This window comes from Nocardia farcinica (assembly GCF_029867845.1).
GTDB lineage: Bacteria > Actinomycetota > Actinomycetes > Mycobacteriales > Mycobacteriaceae > Nocardia > Nocardia farcinica_A.
This window is the reverse complement of the sequence record NZ_JARWRU010000745.1, coordinates 1-8,601: the sequence shown is the minus strand read 5'-3', so window position 1 is coordinate 8,601 and position 8,601 is coordinate 1. Positions and strand designations below refer to the sequence as shown.

At 67.4% G+C, this 8,601-nt stretch carries 19 protein-coding genes; all 19 read right to left on the bottom strand.

Annotation, left to right across the window (positions count from 1 at the left end):
- A partial coding sequence (locus tag QH283_RS16355) for a hypothetical protein (RefSeq protein ID WP_280503847.1) occupies positions 1 to 237 on the bottom strand: 237 nt, incomplete at its 3' end.
- On the bottom strand, positions 234 to 614 hold the full coding sequence (locus QH283_RS16350; protein ID WP_280503846.1) for a hypothetical protein: 381 nt from the start codon (positions 612 to 614) through the stop codon (positions 234 to 236). The genes QH283_RS16350 and QH283_RS16355, both read right to left, overlap by 4 nt.
- Positions 611 to 1,009: a hypothetical protein gene (locus QH283_RS16345; protein WP_280503845.1), complete on the bottom strand. Its 399-nt coding sequence runs from the start codon at positions 1,007 to 1,009 to the stop codon at positions 611 to 613. The genes QH283_RS16350 and QH283_RS16345 overlap by 4 nt, the downstream gene beginning before the upstream one ends.
- Complete coding sequence (locus tag QH283_RS16340; protein ID WP_280503844.1) at positions 1,006 to 1,248, bottom strand: hypothetical protein; 243 nt, start codon at positions 1,246 to 1,248, stop codon at positions 1,006 to 1,008. The genes QH283_RS16345 and QH283_RS16340 overlap by 4 nt, the downstream gene beginning before the upstream one ends.
- 74 nt (positions 1,249 to 1,322) lie before the next feature.
- The gene (locus tag QH283_RS16335; RefSeq protein ID WP_280503843.1) at positions 1,323 to 1,514 is read right to left on the bottom strand and encodes a hypothetical protein; all 192 of its coding nucleotides are present in this window, start codon (positions 1,512 to 1,514) and stop codon (positions 1,323 to 1,325) included.
- 13 nt (positions 1,515 to 1,527) lie between these two features.
- Positions 1,528 to 1,656: a hypothetical protein gene (locus QH283_RS16330; RefSeq protein WP_280503842.1), complete on the bottom strand. Its 129-nt coding sequence runs from the start codon at positions 1,654 to 1,656 to the stop codon at positions 1,528 to 1,530.
- An 89-nt stretch (positions 1,657 to 1,745) separates the two neighbouring features.
- Positions 1,746 to 1,970 carry a hypothetical protein gene (locus tag QH283_RS16325; RefSeq protein WP_280503841.1) on the bottom strand — a complete coding sequence of 75 codons (225 nt, stop codon included), beginning with the start codon at positions 1,968 to 1,970 and terminating at the stop codon, positions 1,746 to 1,748.
- An 82-nt stretch (positions 1,971 to 2,052) separates the two neighbouring features.
- Positions 2,053 to 2,346 carry a hypothetical protein gene (locus tag QH283_RS16320; protein WP_280503840.1) on the bottom strand — a complete coding sequence of 98 codons (294 nt, stop codon included), beginning with the start codon at positions 2,344 to 2,346 and terminating at the stop codon, positions 2,053 to 2,055.
- A gap of 41 nt (positions 2,347 to 2,387) precedes the next feature.
- Complete coding sequence (locus QH283_RS16315) at positions 2,388 to 2,627, bottom strand: hypothetical protein (RefSeq protein ID WP_280503839.1); 240 nt, start codon at positions 2,625 to 2,627, stop codon at positions 2,388 to 2,390.
- A 17-nt stretch (positions 2,628 to 2,644) separates the two neighbouring features.
- Entirely contained in the window at positions 2,645 to 2,923 is a 279-nt protein-coding gene (locus QH283_RS16310; protein WP_280503838.1) for a hypothetical protein, read from the bottom strand.
- A gap of 63 nt (positions 2,924 to 2,986) precedes the next feature.
- Positions 2,987 to 3,241 (bottom strand): hypothetical protein, encoded by a 255-nt coding sequence (locus QH283_RS16305; RefSeq protein WP_280503837.1) that lies wholly within the window; start codon positions 3,239 to 3,241, stop codon positions 2,987 to 2,989.
- Between the two features lie 87 nt (positions 3,242 to 3,328).
- Positions 3,329 to 3,685, bottom strand: a complete 357-nt coding sequence (locus QH283_RS16300) for a hypothetical protein (protein WP_280503836.1) — start codon at positions 3,683 to 3,685, stop codon at positions 3,329 to 3,331.
- 81 nt (positions 3,686 to 3,766) lie between these two features.
- Positions 3,767 to 5,347: a hypothetical protein gene (locus QH283_RS16295; protein ID WP_280503835.1), complete on the bottom strand. Its 1,581-nt coding sequence runs from the start codon at positions 5,345 to 5,347 to the stop codon at positions 3,767 to 3,769.
- The gene (locus tag QH283_RS16290; protein ID WP_280503834.1) at positions 5,340 to 5,702 is read right to left on the bottom strand and encodes a helix-turn-helix domain-containing protein; all 363 of its coding nucleotides are present in this window, start codon (positions 5,700 to 5,702) and stop codon (positions 5,340 to 5,342) included. The genes QH283_RS16295 and QH283_RS16290 overlap by 8 nt, the downstream gene beginning before the upstream one ends.
- A gap of 98 nt (positions 5,703 to 5,800) precedes the next feature.
- Positions 5,801 to 6,142: a hypothetical protein gene (locus QH283_RS16285; RefSeq protein WP_280503833.1), complete on the bottom strand. Its 342-nt coding sequence runs from the start codon at positions 6,140 to 6,142 to the stop codon at positions 5,801 to 5,803.
- A 147-nt stretch (positions 6,143 to 6,289) separates the two neighbouring features.
- Positions 6,290 to 6,709, bottom strand: coding sequence for a hypothetical protein (locus QH283_RS16280; RefSeq protein WP_280503832.1), 420 nt, complete (start codon positions 6,707 to 6,709; stop codon positions 6,290 to 6,292).
- Positions 6,706 to 7,161, bottom strand: a complete 456-nt coding sequence (locus QH283_RS16275) for a hypothetical protein (RefSeq protein ID WP_280503831.1) — start codon at positions 7,159 to 7,161, stop codon at positions 6,706 to 6,708. Before QH283_RS16275 ends, QH283_RS16280 begins: the two co-directional genes overlap by 4 nt.
- Positions 7,154 to 7,981, bottom strand: coding sequence for a hypothetical protein (locus QH283_RS16270; RefSeq protein WP_280503830.1), 828 nt, complete (start codon positions 7,979 to 7,981; stop codon positions 7,154 to 7,156). The genes QH283_RS16275 and QH283_RS16270 overlap by 8 nt, the downstream gene beginning before the upstream one ends.
- Positions 7,978 to 8,289 carry a hypothetical protein gene (locus QH283_RS16265; RefSeq protein ID WP_280503829.1) on the bottom strand — a complete coding sequence of 104 codons (312 nt, stop codon included), beginning with the start codon at positions 8,287 to 8,289 and terminating at the stop codon, positions 7,978 to 7,980. Before QH283_RS16265 ends, QH283_RS16270 begins: the two co-directional genes overlap by 4 nt.
- Positions 8,290 to 8,601: the final 312 nt, after the last annotated feature.

Here is an 8,601-nt window from a genome sequence, read left to right as displayed (position 1 = left end):
CAGCCCGTGCGGGGTGGGGCCCTCAACGGGTTGCCGGGTGTAGCAGAGGGTGGGGCATTCGCCGTGGAACTCGTGCCGGTACCCGACAGTGAGCGGGGCGAGCGCGGCCAGGATCGCTGCCAGGAACACCCAGGCGGGCAGGTGCAGGACCGGTTGCAGCAGGGACAGGGCAGCGGCGCACATCAACAGGTAGGGGTCGGCGCGGTGGAGTCGGCACACGAGAGGCATGGCGGTCACTCGGCGAGGGTGAGGGTGACACGCCGCAGTTCGATCGCGACCGCGTCCGGGCCGATGACGACGTAACCGGGACCGGCGACGAGGTCGTTGGTGATCATCCCGGCGCCGGGCTCGCACATCAGGTCCGCGCACAACGCCCAGTAGCCGCGGCGCCCCTGGTCGGGGGTCACCAGGTAGGTGCCGTGCGGGATCTGGGTGGGGACCAGCCAGGTGCCGTCCGACGACAGCGGATCGAGCACCGGGGTGGGGGTGGTGGAGTCGACGCCGGCGTCTACGACCTGCTGCACGGGGGTGGGGGTGGGTTCGGTGGGCTGGCAGGCGGTGATGGTGACGGCGGCGAGGGCGGCGGTGAGGGCGGACAGGGCTTCGCGGATCATGGTCGTGCTCCTTCGGTCTTGGGTTTGTGGGTGTTGCGGCAGCGGTGGCAGTAGCCGTGTCCGGCGTGGGAGATGCGATCCCACTTCCAGGGGCCGGGCCAGGTCTGTTTGAACATCTCCCGGCCGCAGTTTCCGCAGGGGAGGCTGGGGCGGCCTTCCAGCAGGGTGGGGTCTGGTTCGGTGGTGGGTTTGGGTTCGAACTGCTTCTTGGGGGCGCGTTGGTCGGCGGAGCGTTTCACCGCGCCCGGGGTGGGTTCGAGGCCGACCATCCGCAGCAGCATCAGCTCGTCGTCGGGGTTGAGCGCGTACCGCTTGATGGTGTTGCGGGCGGTTTGTTCTTTCGCGGGTTGCCCTGTTTCGGGTTTGCGGCTGCGGGTTTTGGTGGCGGCGGTCATGCGATCAGGTCACGCGGGTCGGGGGCGTCACCGCCGAACAGGGCCTCGTACGCGGTGCGGGCGTCGACGCATTCGGCTTCGTATGCGTCGTGGTTGTCCTGCCACTCCGCCCAGGCGGGCGTGAAGTAGGCGGGTTCGGCTTCGGCGTGGGCATCCACCTTCGTGATGGTGGCGACGAACTCCACTGCGGCAGCGACCTGCTCGGCTGTGTAGGTGGGGCGAGCGGTGGTGTCAGGCACGGATCTTCTCCACGGGGGTTCCGGTTCCTTCCAGGGGTGGGGACGGCTTGTCCGTCGGGCAGGGTGGCGGATGCCTACGCAAGAGGCGGGGGTGTCAGGCGGTTGCGTTGGTGCTGTGCGAGCGACTGGATCGCGTCGGCGCGGTCGTAGTACTCGTGCGGGTTGTCCACGTTGCGGACCGACCACCCGCACTTCCAGCATCGGACCTCGGTGCCGTCGTCATCGAGGTCGACATCGCATTGCGGGCAGCAGTACGGGGCGTGCATCGTTGCTCCGGGGTCAGAGGTAGTGGAGGGCGGGGTTGATCGCCTGGCCGGTCAGTTCGCATTGGGTGATCCAGTCGCCGGTCTCGGGATCGGTGATGGCATAGCAGGAGATGCGTCCGCAGTTTTCGCAGCTGTCGCTCACGGTGGTTCCGGTCCTTCCGGGGTGGGTGACGGCGGGGTCCGTCGGGCGTTGGGGCCCGCCCCTGGGCGGGGCGGGGCGGGCCAGGCGGTTCAGTTGTCGGTGATGTAGGCGGCGAGGGCGCGCTCGAACTGGGCGGCCTTGCGGGGGTTGTCGGCCTTCAGGTTGGCGAGGAACTTGTCCCAGGCGACGGGGAAGCAGCGGTCGAAGATCTCGCTGATCTCGGTTTCGGTGGCGCCGGGGTTCTGGGTGACGACGAGGGCGGCGACGCGCTCGACGAGCTGGTTGACGATCTGCGGGGCGGTGAGGTTCTGCATGTCCGGCTCCTCCGGTTCGGTGAGGGCGTATTCCCTCTGACATGAACAACTATACACACACATGTGTCGGGGCGCAAGCCCCTCAGTTCAAATCGCCCCGCGCCATCATCCCCACCAGTTGCGACGCCGCGAACGGCAACGCCAACGCCCACCACCACGGCAGGCCGGCCACCCACGCAGCAGGCAGAGCGAGCAACGCAGCCACCCACCAGCCCGCACACCAGGGACAGTGCGCCCCGAACGCCCACAGCGACTGTGTGCCTACTCGATCGATCAGCTTCGCCCGCAGCGGCTCGGTGATCTTGTCTGTCGTCACCAGGCGGGTGACCCGAGCAACCACGAGCACGTACACGACCAGCGTCAGAACAGTGAGCATGGCGCGGACGGTAGCGACCGACCGCGCAACACTCGCTCCGCTCAGGTTCGACCCCAGCGGGCCTGCTCCAACAGTTCCGCGTACCGGGCCGCGGACACGATGACCTTGAGTTCGTCGTTCATGTACGCCAGCGCCTCGGTGCCGTCGCCGAGCGCGTCGATCACGTCGCGGGTGCAGTCGATGGTGGGCGGCTTGGCGGCGGGGCGTGCCGGAGTGGTGGGCAGGGCGCGGAAGGCGTCGCGGAGCTTGCCGTCCGAGTCGATCATGTCGGCGATGGTCATGAGTGTGTTCCCTCCGGTCAGGCGGCGAGGTGGTGGGTGAGGTGGTCGATCGTGTCGACGGCCCAGGCGCGGGCGTCGGCGAAGGTGGCGAACCCGTCGGCGTCCAACTCCAGCTCGGTGGCGTGATCGACGACGAGGACGGTGTGGACGGCCGCTCGGATGGTGCCGTGCGGGTCGATGTACACCTCGCCGATCAGGTCGCCCACCTGTTCGACGGCGGGGGTGAGGATGTGGCGGTGGTCGCCGGGCCGCCAGGACGCGGATGTCCAGTCGGCGGGGATGAGATCGGGGCGCATGGCCGGTTCCTTCCGGGTGGGCGACAGCGGTCCTGTCGGGCAGCGTGAACGGGTGGAGTGCAGTCAGGGGGTGAGTAGGCGGATGGTGGTTTCGACCCATTCGCGGGCGGCGTCGAGGCTGTCGAAGCCGTGGGCGGTCGCCCGCTCTTCAGTGTCCTCGTCGCCCACCACTTCCCCTACTTCGGCGGTGAGCTTCCCGTGGGGGTCGAAGTACACGACGCCGCACAGGTCGCCCACATCGTTGCCGGGGTGGTAGGCGTGTCGATCGGGGCAGGCGACGGAGAACCAGCCATCGGGGAGGGTGAGCGGTGCAGCCATGGGGTCCGGTCCTTTCCGGGGGGGTGACAGCTTGCTCTGTCGTGCGAGGATGGCCCGCCCCCATGCAAGGAGGCGGGCTGGAGTGGGTCAGGGGCGGATGGTCTGGGAGGTGATGGGCTCACCCATCGCCTGCACGTGGGCGATCATGTCGCGGGCCTCGTCGGCGGTGTAGCCGTAGCCGCTGAGGAACCAGGTCGCTTCGGCGTCGTCCATCTCTACCACGGGGGTGGTCTCGCGGGCAGGGGTCTCGTCGATGGGGGCAATGATGACGAGGCCGATGCCACGCTCTTCGTAGTAGGCGGCGAGGCCCTCGACGTCTTCGGCGTCCATGACGATGATGTCGTCGCGGCCGTCGAAAAAGCGGAAGGTCCATCCCGCGGTGGTGCCGAACTCGATGGCGTCGATGATCTCGGCGTTGGTGGCGGGGGTGATGGTGTTCTGCATGTCCGGCTCCTCCGGTTGCTTGAGGGCTTGTTCCCTCTGACATCACTGACTCTACACACACATGTGTCGGGGATGCAACCCCTACAAGCCGGACGGCATGTCGCCCCAGCTGCCCGTGTCATCAGCCAACGCCGTACCACCACCACCAGCCAGCTCGTCATAAACGATCGTCGCCCCCGCCACCCGATCGGGCTGATGCTGGGACTCGAACCATCTGATGGCGACCGCCTCCATCGTCGCCAAACGATGACCCACCACCCGACACCTGCCCGAACTCATCGCATACCGCAGACCCGACGACCGCACCACCGCATTACCCTGCCGCGTCCACGGCTTGATCAGAAACGGACGCGACGCCGGCACACGCACCCGCCCCACCGTCCCATCCCCGAACTGCGCTTCCACCGTGCCATCCCCCGCCACTGCCTCGGTCGCGAGATCGTCGAACGCCTGCTCCAACAACCGCTGATACGCGACCGGCGCCGAATACGCCTCGAACACCAACTCACCCGCCTGAGTAGCCAACGCCATCAGGCAGGCACGCCGCGGCCACACCGCAGACGAGAACTGTCCCGACCAATCATCAGTCAGGACCACCGTCCCGTCAGCTGCCAGGCCGCCAGCGATCAAACCCACCTCATCACTGCTGCCCGTCTCCGCAGGGTCCACACCGACGAGCCGCCGATACAGGGCAGGTGTTTCGGGCAGTCGATGGTTCTTGAACCAGTCAGGATTGAACAGCGCACCATCCGATGGGGTGGGGTTGCCCTGGAACATGGATGCCCAGACGCGGGCGGGCAGCACATCACGTCGAGCCGCCCAGTCGGTGGTGCCGCGAGGGTTCTCCAACTGCACCCCATAGGGGCGGTTCAGTGAGTCGTGGACGCCGGGCTCTGCGATGGCGGGGAAGTTCAGCACCCGCCAGCGGTCAGGCTCCTGCGACAGCAGGTAGGCGTGGGCGTCCTCTTCGTTCCAGCGGGTGCCGATGCAGATGCATGGGGCGTCCGGGCCGAGGCGCTGTGAACCCACAGAGTCCCACCAGGTGTTCACGCGCCGCCGTTCGGCGGGCGAGTCGGCAGCCAACATGCCGGCGAATAGGTCGTCCAATAACAGCAGGTCGGCGGGCTTGCCAGGTAGTGCAGTGCCCACGCCTGCCGCAACAACGCCACCACGATGCCCGGCCAGGGACCAGCGGGAGGCGCTGGTTTTGTCGCCGAGGCCGATGCCGAGGCGGTCAGGTAGTGGGGCTCCGGTCATGGCGTCGCTGGCGTCGGAGCCGTACGTGCGGAGCAGGAGCCGGAGTCGTTCGGAGTGGATGCGGGCGAGGTCTTCGCTGTGGGTGACGATGATGGTTCGCCGGTCGGGGTCGAGCAGTAGAGCCCGCAGGATGCCCCAGAGAGCGCGCTCCGACTTACCGGTCTGACTGGGCTTCGAGATCATGAGCCGTGCGCCGGGTGTGCGGAACGCCCACTCCAACTGTTCGTCGATGACCCGCAGGTCCGCGGTCTGCACAGTGGACGGGTCGAGTGCTTGGGCGAGAGCGCCCGCAGTCGGGTACTTACGTACCGTTTCGAGGCGGATCAGGTTGCGTCGCGCCCACACCATGAACGCCTCCCGCTGCCCAGTGGGCAGACGGGAGGCGCGTTCGAATAGGTCAGTCACGGTCTTCGGGGTATCGGGGCACGATGTTGGGTGCCTGCTCCTGCGCTTTGGCGACGATGTGCAGCCACAGTCCAGGGGACGGCTGGTGGTCGGAGGCGCCGCGCCACACGGTCACGTAGTGGGGGCCGTCCACCTGTGCGGCCTCGGCGACGAGCCGTTCCACCTGCTGGTCGAAGTGGGCTTGCAGTTTCGCTACTTCATCCCATATGCCGGACGGGATGGCGTCGCGGCCGTTCTCCCACCGCTGATACGACTGGGGGCGGACCCTCATTGCCGCGGTCATCTCTTCGCGGGTGAAGCCCAGGCGGGTACGTGCCAACAGGATTTCTGCTCCGCGCCCGTACTCGTATCCCACTGTGTTGTCTCCTCCAGGTAGCGCCCCCTCAATGGGGCGGACGCCCCAAGGATGGCATGCCGAAGGATGGCAGGTGGGGATGAGGGACAGGGCGGCGGTCATGCGGCCACGTCGTGGACGTACAGCAGCCAGTACGGGGACACACGCAGGGTGATGTCTTCGCTGCCGTCGGTGTCCTCGCTCATGCGGATCACCTGGTGGGCGTCGGCAGCACAGTCGCCGCACACCATGATCTCGGTGACACCGTCCTCGAGGTTGATGTATTCGAGGGAGGCGGCGGCGGGGCGCGCGCAGTCCGGGTGTTCGCAGCGATGGGGACGGAAGTAGGTGCCGTCTTCGATGTGGAGGATGAGGCTGCGGTCTTCCACCTGGTCGGCGAGGTCGAGTGCGGTCAGCACGGTGGTGCGGGCCGGGTCGGCGGTGGTGAGGGTTTCAGACATTCCGGTCTCCTCCGGTTCTGGGTGAGGGCGTTGTCCCTCTGACATCCCTAACGGTACACACGCAAGTGCCAGGCTTCAAGGGAGAGCCCCAACACATGATGGCGGGTCGGGGTGCAACCACCCCGACCCGCCGAAACCGGGCGGCAGTCAGTGATCCTGCGGCAGAGTGCACGGCCCGTCGTGGCCACGCATCCGATGGCACGAGTCGGTGAGATCGCAGGAGCGGGCGGTGATCCCAGCAGACGCATGCAGCGAGTGGCCGGCCTGCTGCTCGGCGTGGACAGTCCAACGGTCGTAGTCGGGCCAGACGTCATCGACCCGCGCATCCTCGGCCAGTTCGATGTCCGTCACTTCGCACACGTCGGCGATGTCGTACACATTGGCTTCCGTCTCGGCGACCATCACTGATGGTGAATCGAACTCCCAGTCAGGGCCTTCCGGGAACGACTCGACGGTGAGCCGACCGAAACGGCATCGGATGTACAGGTAGGTGCCGTCCTCGGTCCAGGCGTCCCATTGGGCGGGGTAGGCGCGGCAGGTGCGGACAGCCCGCACGATCCGGGTCACTGCGGGGTCTCCTGTCCGAGTGCTTCGCGGATGTCCTCAGCCCAGCAGGCGGGGCAGCCGTCATGGCCCTCGAGAACGTCGTGGTCGTGCTCGAACTCGCCACCACCACGGGGGATGGTGTGGCCGAGAGCGCGGGCCCGCTGCGCCTCCAGCTCTTCGATCCGGGCGCGGGCGATGACCAGATCGTCTCGCCGGTCACGGGCGATCTCCCGCCACTGCTCCAGAAGGTCGAGCAGGCCGGGCAAATGGTTGTGCGCCCAGGCGATCGCTTCGGCGTCCTGGCGGCGATCCAGGTCGGTGCGCAACCCCTCGGGCAGCAAATCGTTTCCGTCGGGGTCGAGGGCGATCATCCAGCCGACACCGCGATCCCAGGCATGCCAGGTGCCGGGCGTGGCAGCCGAGTGGATGCGGCGCCCCTCCTCGATCAGGGCGTCGATGCTGCTGTCAGACATGCGGGTTCTCCTCTGCGGGTTGGGTGGTTCCGTGGACGGCTTCGCGCAGCATCTCGATCGCGGCGTGTATCCCCTCGGCGAGACCGTGTTCCCCGGCGAGGAGGTGTTCGTTTTCCTCGGCCGCCCACGTCTCGAACAGGTCGGTCACTCGATCCCGCTGCGCCACCAGCTCAGCCAACTGCTGCTCCAGTTCGGCGGCGCGGGCATCGGCAGCTTTGCGGAGGTCGTGCGGGCTGGGTCGCTCCCCGCGGCGCACGTGCACGATGTAGCCGGGATGGTTGGCGGGGGACACCTCGAACTCGACATAGTTCGTGGCCTGGTCATCGTCGAGCATCCGCCCGCACGCCATGCTCATCGCGAGGACAAGCGCACGGGACTGCTCCGTGGTGGGGGCAGTGGTGAGGGTGGCTATCCCATCCACCACACCCAAGCTCTCGATACCGAACTCGTCGGCGATGGCGTCAGGGTCGAGCGCTGTCCGAGCTTCCAGTTCGGCGAGGTCCAACCCGGCTTGCGTTGCGGCCCGCGCATACTCGGCTGCCTTCGCTGGGTCTTCCTCGCAATGCCACGGGTATCCCTCGCTTGGTCCCTCGCTGATCTGGAGAGCATCGGCTACGGCATGCTGCCATGCCTCCAGATCGGCGATACGGGCGCGCAGGGCATCAGTTTCAGCCGGGGAGGTCCAGCCTTCGGCGGTGACGCGCTGCGCGATCGGCAGCCAGTACTTGTCCCGGTACATCTGGAGCGTGGACTCCCGGTCGCCCTCCCGTTTGAGGATGTCGGCCAGCAACTCGGCAGCGGGGGCGGTGTTGTCGCTCAAGCTGTCTTCTCTCCTGGGGTTCGAGGGGTGGTGTAGGGGCCGCGGGTGATGGGTCTGGTTTGGGGGAGCCGCACCGCTTCCGCTTCACCAATCAGGGCGAGCAGGTCGCTCTCCACTGGCTCCCCCTGCGTCGCCGCGTACTCGCGGATACGGTCGTACAAAACCTGGTAGCGGATGCGGTATGCGTCGGACGCGGCCACAACCTGCGTTGCTGCGATCGCGGGGGCGCGGCCGGCGAGGACAGCGTTGACGGTTCCGGGTGTCCAGCCGAGGGCGAGTTCCAGGTTGTGGCGTTGCCGTGTGCTCATCGCTTTCAGCCGCCCGTTTTCTAGGAGGCTGAGGGTTGCAGGGGATGGGCCTCCGGCGTGGTGGATGTCGGCTTGCGTGAGGTGCAGGACGTGGCGGCGGTTGCGGGCGTGTTACCCCCGCCCCCGCCACCCCACCTGTGTGTGGGTCACACGGGGGGCGCGCGGGTGGTGTTCGGCTGCACGTGAATGACGTGGTACATGACGACGGAGTCGATGCGTTCCCCGCGTTCGCCGTCCTGTTCGGCCAGGTACTCCCACTCCACGTTGTGCACGCCGATGTAGTCGCCGTGCTTGTGGAATCGCCAACCGTCC

Excerpts from the sequence above, each read along its gene's own strand:
- QH283_RS16275 (WP_280503831.1), bottom strand. The coding sequence starts at position 7,161 with ATGTCTGACAGCAGCATCGACGCCCTGATCGAGGAGGGGCGCCGCATC.
- QH283_RS16315 (WP_280503839.1), bottom strand. The coding sequence starts at position 2,627 with ATGACCATCGCCGACATGATCGACTCGGACGGCAAGCTCCGCGACGCC.
- QH283_RS16310 (WP_280503838.1), bottom strand. The coding sequence starts at position 2,923 with ATGCGCCCCGATCTCATCCCCGCCGACTGGACATCCGCGTCCTGGCGG.
- QH283_RS16350 (WP_280503846.1), bottom strand. The coding sequence starts at position 614 with ATGATCCGCGAAGCCCTGTCCGCCCTCACCGCCGCCCTCGCCGCCGTC.
- QH283_RS16335 (WP_280503843.1), bottom strand. The coding sequence starts at position 1,514 with ATGCACGCCCCGTACTGCTGCCCGCAATGCGATGTCGACCTCGATGAC.
- QH283_RS16345 (WP_280503845.1), bottom strand. The coding sequence starts at position 1,009 with ATGACCGCCGCCACCAAAACCCGCAGCCGCAAACCCGAAACAGGGCAA.
- QH283_RS16305 (WP_280503837.1), bottom strand. The coding sequence starts at position 3,241 with ATGGCTGCACCGCTCACCCTCCCCGATGGCTGGTTCTCCGTCGCCTGC.
- QH283_RS16320 (WP_280503840.1), bottom strand. The coding sequence starts at position 2,346 with ATGCTCACTGTTCTGACGCTGGTCGTGTACGTGCTCGTGGTTGCTCGG.
- QH283_RS16285 (WP_280503833.1), bottom strand. The coding sequence starts at position 6,142 with ATGTCTGAAACCCTCACCACCGCCGACCCGGCCCGCACCACCGTGCTG.
- QH283_RS16300 (WP_280503836.1), bottom strand. The coding sequence starts at position 3,685 with ATGCAGAACACCATCACCCCCGCCACCAACGCCGAGATCATCGACGCC.
- QH283_RS16325 (WP_280503841.1), bottom strand. The coding sequence starts at position 1,970 with ATGCAGAACCTCACCGCCCCGCAGATCGTCAACCAGCTCGTCGAGCGC.
- QH283_RS16265 (WP_280503829.1), bottom strand. The coding sequence starts at position 8,289 with ATGAGCACACGGCAACGCCACAACCTGGAACTCGCCCTCGGCTGGACA.